This is a genomic window from Acinetobacter sp. YH12076, from assembly GCF_013419525.1.
Lineage (GTDB): Bacteria > Pseudomonadota > Gammaproteobacteria > Pseudomonadales > Moraxellaceae > Acinetobacter > Acinetobacter amyesii.
The window spans coordinates 246,203-266,663 of record NZ_VOZY01000004.1 but is presented as its reverse complement, the minus strand read 5'-3'; the positions used below and the strand labels follow the sequence as shown (position 1 = coordinate 266,663).

Sequence of the window (20,461 nt, the reverse complement as noted above, 5' to 3'; positions counted from 1 at the left end):
TTTTTAAACTTCCTTTCTAAAACCCAACTTAATCAATTCAACCAAGTCATTGTTTTATCAGAAGTTTTAATCTTCATCACCGCCGATGGATGTGCATTCTACAGCATTTCTGATCCAACGCAACACCTTTTTTTAAATAATTATTTTGAGCGCACAATTTTCACTCAAATTACATTTTTTTATTCATATTTTGATCAAATTTGGTTTAATAGTAATAAATCAGGATTATTTGAACGTTTTTACTTATTATACGGCAAACATTTTGCCGCGCTAAAAGCGTCAGGACTATATATGCGCCAAACTTCTTTTTTATATGCAGGATTATTGTCACTTGTCGTAACAACTCCTGTAATTGCAAATGACGAGGCTTCAGCACCTATTGCTCAAGACTCAGAAGCTGCCAATAAATCAAAAACACAACAATTTGCGCATGCTGCGATGGTTAAGTCATCTGAAGTTGCAAAAAAATTATCTGTTAATGCCAATGCAGCACAATCAGAAGAAGATAAAGACCCTTTCCAACCGATCAACCGGAAAGTTTACGCATTTAATGATTATTTAGACGTCCATATTGCCCGCCCTGCTGCTGTGCAATATGTAGCAAAAACTCCTAAGGATATTCGTGAATCTTATCGTTTATTCCGTAAAAATTTGGGCGAACCTTGGAATGCATTTAACCAACTCATCCAAGGTCGACCGACACGTGCCGCAAAAAGTCTGGGGCGTTTTACTGTTAATACACTGACAACTTTAGGCTTTGCTGACCCTGCAAGCCGTCTAGGTCTAGAAACCGAAGATGAAAACTTTGGCGCGACTTTAGGTTATTACGGTATTCCTTCTGGTCCTTATATTGTTTTACCAGTGCTTGGTCCCAGCACATTGCGCCAAACCGTCGGTCTAGCTGTAGATAGTCAAGGACGTCCACAGAAATATATGCTTGATGGTCATGATGTGGCGTATTGGTCTGAGCAAACTTTACGTGGAATTGATACTCGCGCTCAATTACTGGATATTGAAGGTGTATTGCAAGGCGATAAATATGCTCAAATTCGCGACATCTATTTACAACGCCTGAATTATTCAATTTCTGAGAAAAAAGGTATTGCTGAAGAAAACTTATTTATTGATGAAGAAGATGACGATATTGATGAATCTGAAGATAATTCAGTAGACGTTTCATCTGATGATTCTACCGATTTCATTGATGACAGCAGTTCAGATGATACCGACACGGTAACAACTGAATAAATAAAATTTTTCAATTGGCTGGTGTGGTTTTTCCCTCCAGCCATCATTAGCTTGCTATAGTACACTTATTGTCTATCGAAGGATTCATCTAATTCTTTATGTATTTCATTCAACCTACTCGTGATATTCCATATTTAGATCAGGTACTTGATGCGCTTCCTAGCGTACAAATGATTAACATTGAAGATCTAGACTTGTATGATCCAACAATCATTGCAATTGCTGATGTTGCCGACTTTTTAAATCACCAATGGACACTTCCTACCATTGTGCTCGCTTTTGAGCATGAGGGCGCTGCATTGGCTCAAGCGTGGCAACAAGGCGCTTTAGCAGGATGGGTGTGGGACCATATTCCAACCAACCTTCAGGTGGCACTCACTAAAATTGATGCGCAATACAAACGCAATCAAGACAGCCGTGATCTCCCTTCTGCTGCAGATTTGCAAAAACGTTTACTGCCCAACCCGATTGAACTCCACAACTATAAAATTGAAACATTCTTCCAGCCTTCAGCCTATTTATCCGGTGATTGGTACGATTACTGGAAAATCAGCGATAAAGAAATCATGTTTTATCTTGCAGATGTATCTGGTCATGGGGTGACGAGTAGTTTACTAACCTCATGGATGGCTGCTTTCCACGGTCGTTCAAAAACCCCAAGAGAGTTGATCAAAAAACTCAATGGTATGTTGGTTCAAGAAAATATTGAAAAGCACATTACCATGATTGCGGGGATACTCAATCTCGATACGCATGTCTTGAAATGGTCTAGTGCAGGGCATTATCCGCCGGCCATTTTATTTGAACCTGGTCTTCCCGCAAGAATTTTAAACACCAGTAGCTTCCCACTCGGCTTAACTGAAGACCTAGAAGTGGAAGAGTTTGAATTTACCTTAAATCGTTATTCGCGCTTTGTAATTTGCTCGGATGGCGCACTTGAACCTTTTGACGGTGGATTGAATGAACAGCTAGGTCAATTGGTTTATCACTTGCAAAATCAATCATTTCAAGCACCAGACCATGTTGCTGACGATATTGCCATCCTAAGTTTACGTCGAATCAATTAATCACGAAATCAATTACTTAAACCGAATACGACTTTCTGATCATACTCGGCTACTTGAGTAAGCTGTGCCCCTATGGGATAATTTACTATCCTTCTCTGCAAATGGCATTTATATGTCAACAGGTCATGTTGAATATGCAAGCTTGAACGGAACGCATATTTTTAAGCTTATTGGCGAAGTGCGTGCCCAATCTTGTATTAGTCTAGACAAGTTATTAAACAAAATTGAACAGCAACAAAATGTCGTCGGTGCAATCGTTGATTTAACCCAAACGACATTTATCGATAGTACTGTTCTTGGCATTTTGGCGAAACTGGGTTTGAAGCTCAAACAAGTTCACCATATCCAAGCGGTAATGTTGTCTACAAACTCTGATATCACAACGCTTGCCAATAGCATGGGTTTAGGTCAAGTGTTTGTTATTTTGAATTATTGTGGTGATCCAAGTGTATGCACTCGCGCACTTATGGAAGAACACATTACCCATAGCAATATGCTGAATACGGTTTTAGATGCACACAAAACGCTGATGAAACTAAATGATAGCAACCAAAATATGTTTGAGCCTTTGGTCAAACAACTGCAAAAAGAGCAGGACAATCTAGAGCAACCCAAGCAGCAAAATGTCTAATTTAGGTTAATCACAGCAGAGACCCTCTTCGCATGACTTTACTTTCCATTGCTCAAATGAATTCTCAAAATGACATTGAAGATAACTTCAAAGTGATCGAATCATTGATGCAACAAAGTCAGGCTCAAGGTGCGAGTCTCATTGTATTTCCCGAAAATTTTGTCTGCTTTGCCGCAGGTAAACAACGCGAAACCGCGGCGCAATTTGAAAGTATTCAGCAGCGACTAGAACAACTCGCACATCGTTATCAACTTTGGATTGTTGCGGGCACACTCCCATGCCCTTATCGTCCAGATGGCTCAATCATTCAAGATGGCCGTGTCCGTACTGTTAGCCTGTGTATCAGCCCTGAACGTACCGAAGCACGTTATGACAAAATTCATTTATTTGATGTGCAAGTTGGTGACGCTGTCGGTGGCTATCAAGAATCAAAATTCTTTGAACCTGGTACTGAAACCGTAGTTGCAACAACACCTTTTGGCAATATTGGCCTGATGGTGTGCTACGACTTGCGCTTTCCTGAACTGGCTTTGAAACTTCGTAGCCAAGGTGCAAACATTTTAACGGCGCCTGCAGCTTTTACTTATACCACGGGTGAAATGCACTGGCAGTTGTTACTGCAAGCTCGTGCCATGGATAGTCAATGTGCTGTATTAGGTGCCGCACAACAAGGCTGGCATGGTGAAAAGCGTCAAACTTGGGGTCATGCTGGAGCAAGCAACAGCCGTGGTCAAATTTTAGCAATCACCGCAGAAGAAGGCGCTCAACTACTCACAGTTCCTTTTGACTTAGACGAGCAGCAACAGATTCGCGCATCAATGCCACTGATGCAGCACCGTGTTTTGGTTCAATATTGATTTTCACTCTGTATAAAATTACAAAAAAACTGAATATTATTTAAACAAAATCCCCCACGATATGATTTTGAACCATCATCTGAGGGATTAGAAAAATGACTTTAGAAAAAGCAGTTTATACAGCCCATGCAAAAGCCACTGGTGGTCGTGATGGTCGTGCAACGACGTCCGATGGTCATTTAGATGTTCAATTGGCGGTGCCGAAAATTATGGGGGGTACAGGTAATGGTACGAATCCTGAACAACTCTTCGCCGCTGGTTATTCAGCCTGTTTTTTAGGTGCAATGAAATTTGTGGCTAACCGTGATCATTTAAACATCACACCTGATGTGTATGTGGAAGGTGATGTCGGTATCGGTCCTATTCCAACAGGTTTTGGCATTCAAGTGACTTTAAATATTCATTTGGAAGGTCTAGAGCAAAGTGAGGCGCAAAAACTGGTTGATGCTGCACATATTGTTTGCCCATATTCAAATGCGACACGTGGCAATATTGATGTGACGCTGAATGTGATTGTTTAATTTTTATCGCTGAATGTTCAAAAAATAAAAAGGCTGATATGTATTTGCATATCAGCCTTTTTGATGATTGCACGCTAAGTCCAATTTCACATAAGAGATGTATGCTAAATGGGATATGATTAAATTTTTTCCACAAAATATTGGAAAAAATACAGGATTAAATAATGGTTAGAGTAATCACAAAAATTGGCGATGTGTTTTCTGTTAAATTAGATAATAGAAGAAAAAAATACTTCCAACTTATTGCCTTTGATTCAACTCAATTAAATAGTGATGTTATCAGAGCATTTAAGAAAGTTTATTCACATGATATCACGCCGAATATATCGGATATTGTGAATGGTGAAGTAGAGTTTTATTCACATTGCGTTACTAAATCTGGTATCAAAATGAAACTATGGGAGAAAGTTGGTAATTCAGCCGAAGTAGGTGATATCACTAAAATATTGTTTAGAGATACCAATGATTATGGTGCAGGACCAGGTGAGGAAATAATCAGAATATCTAATAATTGGTATGTGTGGCATATTAATAAGGATTTTATAGATGTCGGAAGTTTAATAGGCGAAAACCAAAAGGCAGAAATAGGTGTAGTTATAAATCCTTATGCAATAGTGGAACGCTTGAAAACAGGAAAATATAATTTCGTATATCCTGAATTTGAATAGGCTTTGTTGCATAGTGTGCCGGCTCAAACTTGAGCTGATATTTGCTTAAGATTGTCAGGTTAAATGTGAGCTAATACAACTTAAGCAAAAAAAAAGCCTAACATCCCGATTGGGCTTTTTTTTGCTTAATCAATGTTCCACGATTTTAATGAGGCAAAGTAAACAGCACTCTCAGCTATTAGTGATGAAAAAAATGAATATTTCTCTCATCACTCTGCTGCTTCATTGGTTACACGTAAAACCTCTTCTATCGTGGTTTTACCTGCCAAAACTTTACGCAATCCATCATCACGAATTGAACCCGCATTTGCACGTACATGATTTTCTAACTCAAACTCAGCAGCATTTCCATGAATCAGACGACGTGTTTGCTCATCAATTGGAACGATTTCATAAATTGCTGTACGCCCTGTAAATCCAGTATGCGAGCATTGTTCACAGCCTTTAGGTTGTGGCAATTTTAACTCAGCCGATGCATCGAGATGCCTAAATAAGCCTTTTTCAAAATCATCGGCATCATGCCAAGTCGCACAGTGACGGCACAAGGTTCGAACCAAACGCTGCGCCACCACACCGATCAATGAGCTTGAAAGTAGAAAGGGTTCAATCCCCATGTCTTTAAGACGGGTCACGGCACCAATCGCTGTATTGGTATGCAGCGTTGAAAGTACCAAGTGGCCTGTTAATGACGCTTGTACTGCAATTTCAGCAGTTTCTAAATCACGAATCTCCCCGACCATCACCACATCTGGATCTTGGCGGAGCATGGCTTTTAATGCACGAGCAAAGGTCATATCCACTTTGGTATTGACCTGCGTCTGCCCGATCCCTTCCAGTTGATATTCAATTGGATCTTCAGCGGTCAAAATATTTTTTGAGCCATCATTTAAATCAGACAATGCCGCATATAAGGTTGTGGTTTTACCCGAACCGGTCGGCCCAGTGACCAAAATAATGCCATGCGGACGATGCACCAGTTGTTTCAGTCGATCATAGTCATGCTGCATCAAGCCTAAATGGGTCATGTTTAAACGCCCAGCTTGTTTATCGAGTAAACGCATCACCACACGTTCACCATAGGAAGACGGTAAGGTTGATACACGAACATCGACTTCACGGCCCGCCAAACGCAGTGAAATACGACCATCTTGCGGAATTCGCTTTTCCGCAATATCGAGTTTGGCCATGACTTTGATCCGTGACACCAACAATGGCGCAAGTTCACGACGTGGCTGCACAATTTCACGTAACTGACCATCGACACGTAAGCGGACAGACAGCTTTTTTTCAAAAGATTCGATATGAATATCTGAAGCACCAACACGGATTGCTTCCGACAATAAGGCATTGATTAACCGTACAATGGGTGCATCATCTTCCTGATCCATCAGATCTTCAGCTTCTGGCACAGAGTCCGCAAGGCTAAGTAAATCAGGATGATCTTCCAGACCCGCTGCCACTTGTTGCGACTCACCGGTATCTCCGGCAAAGCTTGCACTGAGTAATTGATTAAACTCTTGCTCACTACATAATTGATATTGTGCAGGATGTCCTAAATAGCGACGTGCTTCCTGTAAAGCCAACAGTGGCGTGCTGTCACGACGTACAATAAAAGCTTGATCACCCTCATATCGAAGCAATACGCCATGACGTTTGGCAAAACTATATGGTATTTGTAATTGTTTAAGTACTTGCATCACGCATTATAATGATGAAAAAAGTTGTTTTGAGTGTACTCTAAGCATCTGACAGCGTGAAGTCTGTTTTTAGGATTTATCAGGACAAGGGATATACGCATTGCCATTAGAAAATGATTTGACTGAAAAGGAATCCCCAAAACGTAAATGGTGGGGGGAATATCAATTTGAACTGAATCACCCGCGCAGTTGGCAGTTTGGGTCTTTATTGTTTCGTGTGACGCGCGGCATGCAAGAGTGGCGTATGGAATATCATCGCCCGACCTTTCAGTTTGACTATGAGCAGCAATGGCATCCGATTCAAGACCCTGAATTTGGTTTTCCACAACCCATTAAAATGGAACGCTATATGTTCCGCCAGACGCATGACAAAATTCAAATCATGCCACGTTTGGCAGATCGGTCTGTGGTGATTAAACCGGTCGATCCGATTTATATTCCAGCCGGACAGCGCGGAACGCTATATATCAGCACACCGCTTTGGATTGCTGGTTTTGTCGAAGGTCTTAGAGAACCCTTGTTTGACATACCTGTTATTCTACCAAAAGATACCTGGTTTGGTCCGAATCATCGAATGGGTGAAATTTGCTATGCCACAGCAGTTGATGGTCGTACAGAACTTAAACAACTCAAACCTCGTGCTTTTCGTGCAGTAACCCCTATTGAGTTTCATAACGTGAGTAATCAACAGATTCGTTTTGACCGTATGAATGTCCCTGTACCGGCTTTGCCATTATTTTATAGTGAAAGTACGGGACGTTTATGGACTTCACAAATTCGGGTCGTGCATGAAGGTCATGACAAACCGCCGCGGGTCAAAATTGAAAACCGTACACCGCCACAAGCAGGTGACGTGGTTTATCTACATCCGCCACGCGAGTCAGCCAATGTGCTGTTCAATATGTTTGATTCATTTTTCTAACGGTGAGCCATGGCAGATTTAAATATTTCGACAGAAATTACCAGCAGCCTAAAAGGAATGGTCGCCAATCTCAATACCGATCGGCTGACAGAATTATTGGTGGCTGTTTTACTGGCAGTCATCGGCTTTCTGATTGCACGTTTTATCTCGAATACCTTTATTCGTACTGTGGGTATGCGTTTCAATGCTCATCAGCAGTTGGTTTGGCGTCGCGGGATTTTCTATTTCATCTTTTTAATCTTTGTGATGGCAAGTTTAAAAGAAGCCGGCTTTAAACTCAGCGTGTTCTTGGGTGCAGCGGGTATTTTAACGGTCGCACTGGGTTTTGCCTCGCAAACGTCCGCATCCAACCTGATCAGCGGGATGTTCTTGATCGGTGAAGGGTCTTTTGAGGTTGGTGATACCATTCAATTGACACTGATTCGTGGGCATACCATTGAAGGTGAAGTAATCTCGATTGATTTACTGTCGGTCAAATTACTCACGCAGGACAATGTCTATGTCCGTTTGCCGAATGAACAACTGATTCGGGCACCTGTGCATAACTTGTCTAAGTTTCCAATACGGCGCATTCCAATTACCCTTGCGATTAACTTTCATGAAGACATCATCAAAGTTCGCGAAGTTCTATTAGATGCCGTCAGTAAATATCCATTGGTCTTGGCCGATCCTAAACCTGCCGTGACCGTCACTGCCTTTCGAGAGTCATCCATTGAATTGCTTTTTGCTATTTGGTGTCAAAGAGAGAATTTCCTAAAAGTCCGCGATGAGATGCAAGAACGGATTCGAAATGCCTTTGTCGAAAATAAAATTGAAATCCCTGTCCCGAAAATGGGTTTTGTTGACCACCCACTTTCTACACAAGCAAGCGATGCTAACGTCGATCAATATGCCAATGCACAAGAGATTCAACGAGAGCCTCAACTCAAATAATGGTCTATCGACTTGATATGAAAGGCCCTGCATATCTTCAAATGTGCAGGGTTTTTTTATCATGTACTTTTATAGCCATCGACCTGTATAGCTTAGTGATCTCGTACCTTTAAGAATTTCATCATGGTTCAATCTTGTCATTCGGCATGGGTGCAATATAGGCAATCAAAAGCATGGCAAAACCTGCCGCCATAAATGAAATCACTCGCATGAGTGTGCCGACATGAGATAAATCCAGCAAAACCAATTTCAAAGTGACCAAGACCAAAATACTGCCGCCGAGCAGCCAAACTGAACGTAATTGGCGCTGAGTGGCAAAGCGCATACTCACCAAAGCCAATAACACCCACAGCACAGTAAAACTCAGTTGAACGGTCGCATCGCTCCAAATGTCTAAACTGTTATAAGGCGTATCCAGATACCTATGTAAGGCACGAAGCACGACATAGCTACTTAACCAAAGTAGCCCAAGGACACTCAACACGGCAGCCAAGCTACGATCTAAACCAGCTTTTAACTGTTGATTCAACATCCATAAAAAAGCCGCTAACAACAGCAAACTCACTGCATCAAAAGGATTCAGTATCGGCAAGATATATCCCACAAAGGCCTGCTGACTAAATAATTGCGAACTGATGATCCAACTTAAAGCCAAAAACAAACTGCTACGCGCTTGCCAAAACATTTTCCAGGCCGGTTGCTGCGCTTGCCAATAACACCATGCACAAAATATCAGCGGCAAAATTACCACACTGATATACGGCATACTGGGTATCAGCGTCAGACTGGTCCACGCCAAGCTGCTCAAAATTCCGAGACTGACCCATTCTTTTTCTTCACGTACACCGAGTAATGGTCGTAGCCAAAGCAGCGCCAAGCTCAGCCCAGCGAATGCAAAATACATCTGCTCCATCGTTGAATGCCAAAGTAACTGACCGTTCTCACTCACTGAAATAACTTGGTACAGCCCCATCACATAAACAGGCACTAGACCGGTCCACTTAATGATGAACCAACTCCACGAAGCTTTTCGTTTTAACAAGCCTTCATTCACCAACAGATAGGCCACACTGACAATCAATAAACTCAAGGCCAATTGATGACTACTCTGCAGCCAATCTAAGAGCAACATGGTGAACATAGTAGTTGCTGAGAGCATTTGCACACATTGAAAGGCAATACTCGAACTTGAAAGCTGTTTATGAAATGCAGGAACCGCGTGCGTCACGATAATGGCCGCCAAATAGCTCAAACATACGCCCCAATACATCTGTGCAGGGAAATGTGGCAGTTGAACCAAATAATACAGACTTGAACAACCCGCCATCACCAAGAGCGCCATGCCTAAATAACGGCTGATATTGGACTGCTTGTATAAGGCATATATAAATATCAACGCACCTTCAACTGCCCAACCGACCACACTCCACTGCTCTTTCAATACTATCGGTGGAATCAATGCCAAGAAAATTAAGGTCAAACTCAAATAACTTTGTGCAATCAGTGGGATCACAGCACTACGTTTACTGATGCTATACAGTGCGGCAAAAAGCGCTGCGAATAGCAAGCTATACCCCGCCTGCCATACGGTTTCCTCAAAATACATCAAATACAATGCCAGATAAGCAAGCACTGGCGAAGCAAATATCAGTGCAATATCCAAGGCAGGTTTAAGCTGAAAATGCGCAAGATCCTGTTTCGCCAATAACTGGCTAAAACGAAAACCGAGCCAAATAAAAATCGCAGCGTGAGCTAAAACCAACACGCTCATCATCTGACGTTCGGTGGTGTATCCGTGGTAAAAAGCATATCCACCACCCATAATCACCGTCATCAAAAATGCGATTTGATTCAGATATTTCCACGGTCTTAAAGTACTCATGACTGCAACAGCCAGATTAATTACAAGATAATAGGCAATAAATTCCGTTGCAGTTGCATCACGAACAGGCAAGGTAAATGGCGCAAGATAGGCGATCAGCATTGCCATGATTGCCAGTTCTACCGACTGCTGTTTCAGACTGAGCCAAATCGTCAATGCCATAAGTGCAGCATATAGTAGACAAGCTATGCCAAAGCCCGGAATGACGGCATTGTAATAGGCAAAAAATAAAGTCAAAAACAGCGCTGCAAGACCTAGACCTTCTAGCGCTAAGGCAAAACTGCGGTTTTTGGTTTGCAGCAAAAAACCCAATCCCACAATACCAGCACTGATCAAGCTTACGATCAGCAGTTTCATGGCCAAGCTTAGTTGCCAATGCTCTGTGGCAAATCTGAGTAATAGCACCACGCCAATCACCAAGACCAATACCGCCACTTTTAACACGGGATTGCCTTGGAAAAGCCATTGCTGAATTTGACTAGATAGATTTGGCGCAGACTTGGATGGTGTATTAGAAGGCATTGAATTGAATGATGCCTGATATCTAGCTGTACCAACTGCCGTCGCGGGATGTACAGATGGTGTATTGTCAGAATCAAAATTTTCAGGACGGTCTATTGTCGACGCTGATATTGAAGTAGCCGTTTGGCTGGATTGCGAATGAAGCACCTGTCCTTGCAATAGATGCAGCTGACGTTCTAATCGTTTCAGCCAACGCAGAAAAAAATAGACCCACAGGCTAATCCCGATCGCAACCAAATAACCCAATTCTGTTAACAGTCCAACGACCGTTAATAACGATGCAATATATAACGGAACCTTTGATGTCACTTGAAATGGTTGTTTTGATGAACTCAGTGCATCAGCGCCGTGCTGTAAATCATCGACATAATTCATCACACTGAGCATAAAACCAATGCCGCTGATATAACTCAGGATACGGACATCTAAGTACCATGCCCCGATCCCCACCATGATCAGCGTCATCAACCAAATCATCTTGATTTCATTATTCTGTTTCAGCATACCTGCTTCGTCATTTTCCTGAATGTTTTGATGATACATGAGCCTGACCGATGGATTAAAACTATTCATCAGTGATTCGGTAAGTTACATATACAATCTAGACTCTGCGTGCGGGCAAAAAATCACGTACAATAAAACCGTTTTTAGGATTAGGAAATTATCAATGCCACCATTTGTCTTGGTCGATGGCTCATACTTTTTATTTCGTGCTTACCATGCACTGCCACCATTAACCACTTCAACCGGTTTGCATACCAATGCAATCCGAGGTGCCATTTCTGCCATCCAAAAATTAATGCGTCGTATCCAACCGACGCACATGGCCGTTATTTTCGATACACCTGAACCAACCTTCCGTCATGAATTGTCCCCGATCTATAAAGGTGACCGTCCTGCGATGCCGGAAGAATTATCACAACAAATTCCATATCTTCATGCGTTAATTCGTGCTCTAGGGATTCCACTACATATGTTGCCAGGCGCTGAAGCCGATGACATTATCGGAACTTTAGCCAAACGCGCTGAAGCAGCCGGTCATCAAGTTTTGATCTCCACTGGTGACAAAGACATGGCACAGCTCGTTACTGAGCGTGTCACTTTAGAAGATAGCTTCAAAGACAAACCGATGGACGTTCAAGGCGTTTTTGAAAAATTTGGGGTGTGGCCGAATCAAATCATTGACTACCTCACGCTGATGGGCGATGCCTCTGACGGCATCCGTGGTGTACCCGGTGTTGGCGCAAAAACAGCAGCGAAACTTTTAACCGAGTACGGATCGATTGGCGGCATTTTAGAAAATGTCGACAGCATTAAAGGTAAAGTCGGTCAAAACATTAAAGATAATGTAGAAGGGATTGCTCTTGACCACCAACTGGCGAGCATCGTTTGTGACCTCGACATGGGCCTTAAATACGAAGATCTGAAACTTGCCGATCCAAATATTCCAGCACTTCGTGATTTATATACGGAACTAGAATTTCGTAACCAACTGCAGTCTTTAGATCATCCGAACAACCCCAATGGTGCAACCTACAAACAAGTAGCCAAAGCCATTAACACCACGGCGACTGTAGCCAATGCACCTGAAGTGGAAGATCAAGCGGACAAAACCAGTGTTGATGACTTACTTGGTGAAGCACGTTATCACACGGTATTGACTCAAGAAGATTGGGATGGGTTATTTAAACGTCTAAGTACTGAAAAGCGTTTTGCCTTTGATACTGAAACCACTAGCCTCGACTACCGCGTGGCACAGATTGTGGGTTTCTCGGTGGCTTTAGATGCACATGATGCCTATTACGTGCCGCTTGCGCATGATTATGAAGGTGCGCCGCAACAACTTGATCGTGACACGATCCTGAATCAACTCAAACCTTTACTTGAAGATAATGACGTACAAAAAATTGGTCATCATCTCAAATATGACGCACATGTCTTAGAAAATCATGGCATTCATTTGGCAGGTTGGTATTTCGATACCATGTTGGCCTCTTATGTCCTTAACTCTGTGGCAACTCGTCATGGAATGGATGATGTTGCGCGTTTGTATTTAAGTCATCTCACAACGACGTTCGAACAAGTGGCGGGCAAAGGTGCAAAACAAAAAACCTTTAACCAAATTGAGCTTGAAACGGCAGCCCATTATGCTGCAGAAGATGCCCATGTGACCTATCGTCTGTATGAAGTACTCGATAAGAAGTTACAAGCCCATCCGGAACTGATCAATATTTTGCACAATATTGAAATGCCGGTTGCCCGTGTTCTAACCTCTATGGAAGAAAACGGCATTGAGCTAGATATGAACTTCCTCGACCAACTTGGTGTGGAATTTGCCAATACCATTCAAAATTTAGAAACCGAAATTACCGATCTTGCGGGTCAAAGCTTCAATGTCAGCTCGCCAAAACAAGTGGGTGAAATTCTGTTTGATAAATTAGGTTTAAAAGGTGGCAAAAAGACCTCTACTGGTCAGTACAGCACCAGTGAAAGTGTGTTAGAAAAAATCGATCATCCGATTACTGATTTAATTTTGGAATATCGTGGTCTCTCTAAACTGAAAAGCACCTATACCGACGGTTTGTTAAAGCAAGTGAATAATGACACACATCGTGTGCATACCAGTTACCACCAAGCGTTAACGGCTACAGGTCGTTTGTCATCCACAGATCCAAACTTGCAAAACATTCCTGTCCGTGAAGATATTGGACGTCAAATCCGTAAAGCCTTTATTGCACCTGAAGGTCGCATTTTATTGGCAGCCGATTATTCGCAAATCGAATTACGTTTAATGGCGCATTTCTCGCAAGATCATGCATTGGTCGATGCCTTCAATCATGGGCAAGATGTACATAAACGTACTGCCGCAGAAGTTTTGGGTATTCCACTCGACGAAGTGACCAGCAACCAACGTCGTCAAGCAAAAGCGGTGAACTTCGGTCTGCTCTATGGCATGTCTGAATTTGGTTTGACCCGTCAATTAGGTTTCACTCGTGAAGAGTCGCGTAACTATATTGGTAAATACTTCCAACGTTACCCTGGTGTTTTGGAATATATGGAACGTACTCGCCAAGTTGCACGTGAACAAGGTTTTGTGGAAACCATTTTAGGTCGTCGTCTGTATACACCAGACATTATGGCGAGCAACAAAATGGTGAAACAAGGCGCTGAACGTGCAGCGATTAATGCGCCGCTACAAGGTTCTGCGGCGGATATCATTAAACTAGCCATGATTGCAGTCGATAAAATCTTACCGAAAGATCAAGCCAAAATGTTACTGCAAGTACACGATGAATTGGTGTTTGAAGTTGATGCTGCAATTGCCGATGAACTGTCTGCCCAACTGACTGAAGTGATGCAATCTGTGTTGAAAATTTCCGTTCCACTGATTGTGGAAGTGGGTCAAGGCAATAACTGGGATGAAGCACACTAATTCATTCACGTTCATTCACACCTTTCTCCTTCTAGGAGGAAGGTTGGGATAGAGGTGAGATGTTTCTTAGTTAGTAAAAATATCTTATTTTACACCTCATATTAAATCCACAAAAAAGGACGCCTCGGCGTCCTTTTTAATTTAACTCGTCTTAGCTCAGATTAAAGACCAGTCAATAATGCAATTGCGACTTGCTTCATAATGGTTTCCGCAACCAACAATGCCAAAATCGCAAAAATTGGTGACAAGTCAATCATCCCCATATTTGGAAGAATACGACGGAATGGCGCAAGTAGCGGTTCTGCCAGCTCTTGAACCACTTCAATATAAGGCGAACGTGACTGACTAAACATCACGACCCAACTCAAAATAATCGATGCAAAAATTAAGTAACGACAGAAACGGATTAAATCCTGAATCATGGTCACAAAGGTCATAATGATCAGATGGAATGGACTATTCACTGCCACGCCAGACAAATACATCAAACCAAACATTTTTAACAAATACAGAATCACCACCAACACCAAAGCTGCAGTATTCACTCGACCTTTGGCCAAAGTTGGGAAAATTCGGCTAAAGATATCGACAATTTTTGTTGCTTTTGCTGTTGCCAAAACCACAGGGTTATATGGACTCACGGCAGCAAGCTGCATTAAAAAACGGAAAAATACGAGCAAAATTGCAACGTTAATAATGATTCCAAAAATTTGAGCAGAGCCCATACTTGAACTTTCCTAAATCAAATCGAATTATTTGGTGCTTTCGCTTAACTCTTGTGCCAACTCTTGGCTACGCTTTTGCGCTGCGGCTAAAGCAGCCTGAATATTTTGTGAAATTTGAGCACGATCAAATACTTCAATCGCGGCTTGTGTTGTACCGTTTGGAGAGGTTACATTTTTACGTAACTCCGCAGGACTATTGGCACTGGTAATTGCCATTTGTGCGGCACCTAATGCAGTTTGCAAGGTTAATGCTGTAGCTACTTTTTCATCCAAGCCCATATTTTTACCTGCACGGATCATACTTTCCATCATATAGAAAAAGTATGCAGGACCTGAGCCAGAAACAGCTGTAACTGCATCAATCTGAGCTTCTGAGTTTACCCAAAGTGTTAAACCCGTTGAAGCCAAAACTTGACTTGCAAGATCACGATCTTCAGCCGAAACCGCTTCACCTGCATACAAACCATGCGCACCGGTTTGAACTAAAGCCGGTGTGTTTGGCATGACACGAACAATACGCTCTGTGCCTAATAGTTTTGAAATCGTTGCAATTTCTGCACCTGCAACAATTGAAATCACTAACTTCCCTTCTAGCAACCCTTGTAATGGTGCCAAAACTTTTGCCAACACCTGAGGTTTAACGGCAAAAAGAACAATGTCAGCTTCTCGAATTGCTGCAACATTATCATCGGTCACATGCAAATCTTTTTCAGCCAAAAGCTCACGTACTTTTTCTACGGGATCTGAAACTGTAATACGTGTAGTCGGGACACCACGTGCAATTAGGCCACCAATTAAAGCCTGTGCCATGTTGCCGCCACCAATGAAACTGATATTACAATTTAGAATTGCGCTCATGATTGAAGATCCGATATTGCAGATTTAGCGTTAAGAGATAATGTCGGTTGCCAGCCAGCTTGAGTACAAAATTCAGACTGCGCCAACCAAAAGCCCTGAGGCGTAAAGACGCCTAGCATAACATTATCTCGGCTTAATATTTGAATAGTATGACGTCGCCATGGAAAAATTTGCGCCTGCTGAATGGCTTTTTTCAAAGGCCAACTTCCGACACGACCATATAAATGAATTTTTTCTCCGCCAAGGCGTGGGCGAATCTGCAGTTGCTGCCCCAATAATTCTGGTGATAAGCCAACCTCTGAGGGTTGAATCACAAAATGTCCTGCAAGCAACTTGAGGCACTGACCTGCAACACAAGTTACAACCTCAACCTCTTGAATGGGTTCAGTTTGAAGATAATCCGCTTTGGCAATCCGATGAAGTTGCTGTTGAAAGCGCAGATAATAAAATCCATTCCAGTGCAATGCCGCTTGCGAGTCTTCGCGTGAGCCAATCACTTCTGAAAATAATCGCTGTACCATTTTAAAACTAGGACGATATTGTCCCTCACCTTTCATCCAGTGCGATAACAACTGACGCTGACGTGCCAGACTGAGCTGTTGTAGAGCCACCAAAGATAACGCTTGCGATGAGCCGCAGACTGCTAAATCTTGTTGTAATACCTCGTTTAAAATTTCATCGGCATCTTGCATCAAGTAACTGGTTCGACTCAGAGCTTGCTGCATTTTAGGAAATCGATCGCTGAGTAACGGCCACAAAATTTCACGACTCCACGCGCGGTCATAGTCGGTATCAAAATTGGTGAGATCTTGAATATTTTGCACATGCAGCTGTGCTGCCCATTGGCAAATTTGCTCACGTGAAAGATCTAATAGCGGACGCCATAAAATAAAATCTTCACGCGCATCGATTTTTTTCATCGCAGCAAGGCCATGGACACCAGCACCTGAAAGTAGCCGCAACATCAATGTCTCCGCCTGATCTTGCTGATGATGTGCGAGTACCAATATTTCATCTGCTTGTAAATGTTGGGCAAAGGCTTGATAGCGGGCCGAGCGTGCTTGATTTTCAAGGTTACCTTGCGCAACCTGAACTTTTTGTATGATGAATGGCAAATTCAGCGCTTTACATTGAGCACGTACAAATTCGCCCCAAGCATGACTACAATCTTGTAATTGGTGATCAATATAAATCACCCGTATTTTTTCAGGGCACAAAAACGACATAAGATGCAGCAGCAACATGGAGTCCATGCCACCACTACATCCTATTAAAAATCGGCTTTGTTCAGGCAGCGCCTGAATTTGACTTAAGCAATCAGCCCTAAATTGTCGCTGCCAAACTTCATTAAACGCTGGTAACGCGCTTCGCATCGTTCGTTTGCATCCATTGGTTGCAGTTCTTCTAGAGCTTGCTTCAAGACCACTTTCAAATCCTGCATGACTTTTTCAGGGTTTAAATGTGCGCCTTCCGCTTCGTCCACCACGTATTCTACAATGCCCATCTTCTGCAATTTATCTGCCGTCAATGCCAATGCTTCACTTGCTTGTTCTGCTTTTTCTGCAGTTTTCCACAAAATAGATGCACAGCCTTCAGGTGAAATTACTGAATAAATACTGTGAGATAGCATAATCACACGGTCAGCTACGCCAATACCGAGCGCACCACCCGAACCTCCTTCACCCAATACCGTTGCTACTACAGGCACTTTGAGTGAAGAAAGCTGAGCTAAGCTGGTTGCAATCGCTTCAGCCTGACCACGTTCTTCTGCACCCACACCTGGGTACGCACCCATGGTATCAATAAAGGTAAAGACGGGCAGATTAAAACGCTCGGCCATATCCAATAAACGCTGCGCTTTACGATAACCTTCTGGGTTACTCATACCAAAATTATGCTGTAATTTTTCACGTGTACTACGACCACGGTGCTGACCTACGATCATCACAGGCTGACCATCTAAACGAGCCAAACCACCAATCATCGCACCGTCATCACCAAATAGGCGGTCACCGTGCAAAGCATCGAACTCTGTAAAAATTTCGCCAACATAATCCAAAAACTGCGGACGTTCAGGATGACGTGCGATCTGAACCGTAGTCCAGGCTTTAGATTGAGCTGCTTTATTTTTCATAGGTCGATCATTATCCCTAACTTAACTGGTCTGTTAATTGATAAATTGTTCCGACTGGATATTCAGTTCAATATCCCAATGCTTAAATTGCAGTTGCTCATCATGCAAGTCTGCAACCAACAAAGGCCACTGTTTGGCATCACCAGAAACACTAAGTTGCCATTGTTGCGCATTGTCCACGCTTAATTCAATGGCAGGAAGCATCTCATCGCTGCGACTATGATTTAATAAAACTGCTAAACGAAGCAATAGACATAAGTAAACAAGTTTGTTACCACCGACTTTCATCACATCAACACGTGCATCACTGCGTAACTTACGACGATGATGCGCCACTAAATGCGACAAATGATTTTGATCAATTTGTGAGAAACCCGGAATATCCGAATGTTGCAGTAAATAAGCACCATGACGATGGTATCCACTATGACTGATCGCTAAGCCAATTTCATGCAAATACGCTGCACGACGCAGTAAATCACTGTCATCACTGGTCAAATTCAGTGCGGTCGCCACACCATTAAACAGTTGTTGAGCGGTATTTACCACACGTTCAGCTTGTTTCATATCTGCGTTGTAGCGACCCATCAACGCATGTACAGAACGGTCACGAACATCTTCATGTTGGAAACGTCCCAATAGGTCGTACATCACGCCTTCACGTAACGCGCCATCAGAATAAACCAATTTATCGATATTCAGCACATCAAAGACGGCATACAAAATGGCAATGCCGGCTGGCAAAACTGCTCGACGGTCTTCTTTTAGACCATCAAATTCCATTTCATTGACATGCTTATATTTAAGCAATTTATCTTTGAGTTTAAATAAACCGTCACGTGTCAGTTCTTCCTGATCGTTGCTCCAGCCCATATTGACACAAATCTGACGACACGCTTTGATCGTGCCACTTGAACCGACAACAGTATCCCAGCCAGCAGCTTTATAAGTGTTGGCAATGCCTGCGATTTCCTTGCGAGCAGCATTTACCGCTTTATCAAAACTTTTCAGATTAATTTCACCATCAGCAAAAAACGCTTTGGTAAAAGCGACACAGCCCATTTGCACAGATTCTGTATGAATCGGTTCAAACTCTTCACCAATAATCAACTCTGTTGAGCCCCCACCGATATCAATCACAAGGCGGCGACCACTATTTGCCATAGTATGGGAAACCCCTAAATAAATGAGACGGGCTTCTTCACGACCAGCAATGATTTCAATTGGTTTTGGTAAAATTTCAGCGGCTTTTTGAATAAATTCATGACCATTTTTTGCTTGACGCAAGGCATTAGTCGCCACAATACGTAAACGGTTGGCTTGTACAGGATTTAAACGCCCCACAAAACGTGCTAGGCAGGCTAATCCTCGTTGCTGTGCGGCTTCAGTCAAATTTTTATTTTCGTCTAGACCTGCGGCAAGCTGTACTTTTTCTGACATTGATGCAACTTTTTTCACTTCACCATGGTCTACGCGTGCGATAGCCAAGTGGAAGCTGTTCGATCCCATATCGATAGCAGCAAGTAATTCTTCATCAATCAAAAAATCAGACATTATTCAAAAAAACCTGTTCAGAATTGTGCTTAGATTAATTCACATACATGCAATTTAAAAGCCATTTATGAGTAGTTCGGGCGGAACTTATCGATTTTTTATCTGAAGCAATGATAGTCATACACGATCATCGGCATCGTGATCATCCATTAGACAAACTCGCCATTCAGGTCGAAAATTTACATAACCCCCTACATTGTTATAGTTGGCTATGTAATACTTATAAACATAGAGTCAACTTAAAAATTAATTCCGGAGCAAAATCCATGTCTGGCAATATCGTAAATACAACTGATGAAAACTTCCAAGCCGATGTACTAGAGTCTGATACTCCTGTACTTGTAGATTTCTGGGCAGGTTGGTGTGCTCCTTGTAAAGCCATTGCACCTGTACTTGAAGTACTTTCAACTGAGTTTGAAGGCAAAGTTAAAATCGTTAAAGTAGACGTAACTTCTTGCGAACAAACAGCTGTAAACTACAACATCCGTAACATTCCTGCATTATTAATGTTTAAAAACGGCGAAGTTGTAGCAACCCAAGTCGGTGCAGCACCAAAATCTAAATTGACAGCTTTCATCGAAGAAAACATCTAATATTTTTTCGATAAAAACACTCGAAAATACGCTGTTTTACACAGCGTATTTTTTTGGTTGATAAATTGACAAATGCTGTGTTCTCTCTTATATTGTTTACTCAAGAAATTAAGGATCTCAAATCCTGTCATTTTCTTACAACACAACACATAAAATGCCGCTCGGCAACAGAATTGTTTTTCACATCTCTCTTCAAATAACGAATCAGATCTCTGA

Annotated in this window: 17 protein-coding genes; 10 read left to right on the top strand and 7 right to left on the bottom strand. The window is 42.3% G+C overall.

The features are described from left to right. Nucleotides 1-291: 291 nt before the first annotated feature. The 6 genes from FTU22_RS05740 to FTU22_RS05715 all read left to right on the top strand — a co-directional run bounded on the left by FTU22_RS05740 (nt 292) and on the right by FTU22_RS05715 (nt 4,992). Complete coding sequence (locus tag FTU22_RS05740) at nt 292-1,248, top strand: VacJ family lipoprotein (RefSeq protein ID WP_180093422.1); 957 nt, start codon at nt 292-294, stop codon at nt 1,246-1,248. Between the two features lie 98 nt (nt 1,249-1,346). Next, nucleotides 1,347-2,315 carry an RsbU family protein phosphatase GigA gene (gene gigA / locus FTU22_RS05735; protein ID WP_078192616.1) on the top strand — a complete coding sequence of 323 codons (969 nt, stop codon included), beginning with the start codon at nt 1,347-1,349 and terminating at the stop codon, nt 2,313-2,315. A 112-nt stretch (nt 2,316-2,427) separates the two neighbouring features. Beyond that, nucleotides 2,428-2,946: an anti-anti-sigma factor GigB gene (gene gigB / locus FTU22_RS05730; RefSeq protein WP_078189558.1), complete on the top strand. Its 519-nt coding sequence runs from the start codon at nt 2,428-2,430 to the stop codon at nt 2,944-2,946. A 32-nt stretch (nt 2,947-2,978) separates the two neighbouring features. Beyond that, on the top strand, nt 2,979-3,803 hold the full coding sequence (locus tag FTU22_RS05725) for a carbon-nitrogen hydrolase family protein (protein WP_180093420.1): 825 nt from the start codon (nt 2,979-2,981) through the stop codon (nt 3,801-3,803). Between the two features lie 95 nt (nt 3,804-3,898). Further along, nucleotides 3,899-4,324 carry an organic hydroperoxide resistance protein gene (locus tag FTU22_RS05720; protein ID WP_180093418.1) on the top strand — a complete coding sequence of 142 codons (426 nt, stop codon included), beginning with the start codon at nt 3,899-3,901 and terminating at the stop codon, nt 4,322-4,324. A 164-nt stretch (nt 4,325-4,488) separates the two neighbouring features. Further along, on the top strand, nt 4,489-4,992 hold the full coding sequence (locus FTU22_RS05715; RefSeq protein ID WP_180093416.1) for an Imm26 family immunity protein: 504 nt from the start codon (nt 4,489-4,491) through the stop codon (nt 4,990-4,992). A gap of 209 nt (nt 4,993-5,201) precedes the next feature. On the opposite strand, the gene gspE is transcribed toward FTU22_RS05715, so the two are convergent. Continuing rightward, nucleotides 5,202-6,689 (bottom strand): type II secretion system ATPase GspE, encoded by a 1,488-nt coding sequence (gspE, locus tag FTU22_RS05710; RefSeq protein ID WP_180093448.1) that lies wholly within the window; start codon nt 6,687-6,689, stop codon nt 5,202-5,204. Nucleotides 6,690-6,789: 100 nt separating this feature from the next. Here gspE and FTU22_RS05705 point away from each other — a divergent pair, with 100 nt between their 5' ends. Together FTU22_RS05705 and FTU22_RS05700 are read left to right on the top strand one after the other, a co-directional pair. Beyond that, nucleotides 6,790-7,611, top strand: a complete 822-nt coding sequence (locus FTU22_RS05705; protein ID WP_111884712.1) for a hypothetical protein — start codon at nt 6,790-6,792, stop codon at nt 7,609-7,611. A gap of 9 nt (nt 7,612-7,620) precedes the next feature. Further along, on the top strand, nt 7,621-8,544 hold the full coding sequence (locus FTU22_RS05700; RefSeq protein WP_180007243.1) for a mechanosensitive ion channel family protein: 924 nt from the start codon (nt 7,621-7,623) through the stop codon (nt 8,542-8,544). Between the two features lie 121 nt (nt 8,545-8,665). On the opposite strand, the gene FTU22_RS05695 is transcribed toward FTU22_RS05700, so the two are convergent. Then, a complete protein-coding gene (locus FTU22_RS05695; RefSeq protein ID WP_180093446.1) occupies nt 8,666-11,452 on the bottom strand; it encodes a DUF2339 domain-containing protein in 2,787 nt (928 codons plus the stop codon). A gap of 163 nt (nt 11,453-11,615) precedes the next feature. Between FTU22_RS05695 and polA the strand changes: the two genes are divergently transcribed. Further along, nucleotides 11,616-14,381 (top strand): DNA polymerase I, encoded by a 2,766-nt coding sequence (polA, locus tag FTU22_RS05690; RefSeq protein WP_180093414.1) that lies wholly within the window; start codon nt 11,616-11,618, stop codon nt 14,379-14,381. A gap of 161 nt (nt 14,382-14,542) precedes the next feature. Here the strand turns inward: polA and FTU22_RS05685 are convergent, their stop codons facing one another. From FTU22_RS05685 to ppx, 5 genes are read right to left on the bottom strand one after another with little or no spacing between them, the layout of a single operon-like run. Continuing rightward, a complete protein-coding gene (locus tag FTU22_RS05685; RefSeq protein ID WP_078189567.1) occupies nt 14,543-15,106 on the bottom strand; it encodes a YggT family protein in 564 nt (187 codons plus the stop codon). Nucleotides 15,107-15,133: 27 nt separating this feature from the next. Next, nucleotides 15,134-15,964 (bottom strand): pyrroline-5-carboxylate reductase, encoded by an 831-nt coding sequence (proC, locus tag FTU22_RS05680; RefSeq protein ID WP_180050196.1) that lies wholly within the window; start codon nt 15,962-15,964, stop codon nt 15,134-15,136. Next, nucleotides 15,961-17,337 carry a tRNA lysidine(34) synthetase TilS gene (gene tilS / locus FTU22_RS05675; RefSeq protein ID WP_180093412.1) on the bottom strand — a complete coding sequence of 459 codons (1,377 nt, stop codon included), beginning with the start codon at nt 17,335-17,337 and terminating at the stop codon, nt 15,961-15,963. Before tilS ends, proC begins: the two co-directional genes overlap by 4 nt. Beyond that, nucleotides 17,274-18,098, bottom strand: coding sequence for an acetyl-CoA carboxylase carboxyltransferase subunit alpha (locus FTU22_RS05670; protein WP_111884716.1), 825 nt, complete (start codon nt 18,096-18,098; stop codon nt 17,274-17,276). Before FTU22_RS05670 ends, tilS begins: the two co-directional genes overlap by 64 nt. A 33-nt stretch (nt 18,099-18,131) precedes the next feature. Next, complete coding sequence (gene ppx / locus FTU22_RS05665) at nt 18,132-19,652, bottom strand: exopolyphosphatase (protein WP_180090282.1); 1,521 nt, start codon at nt 19,650-19,652, stop codon at nt 18,132-18,134. 266 nt (nt 19,653-19,918) lie between these two features. On the opposite strand from ppx, the gene trxA reads away from it, so the two are divergent. Continuing rightward, a complete protein-coding gene (gene trxA, locus FTU22_RS05660) occupies nt 19,919-20,245 on the top strand; it encodes a thioredoxin (RefSeq protein WP_078192629.1) in 327 nt (108 codons plus the stop codon). Nucleotides 20,246-20,461 lie beyond the last annotated feature (216 nt).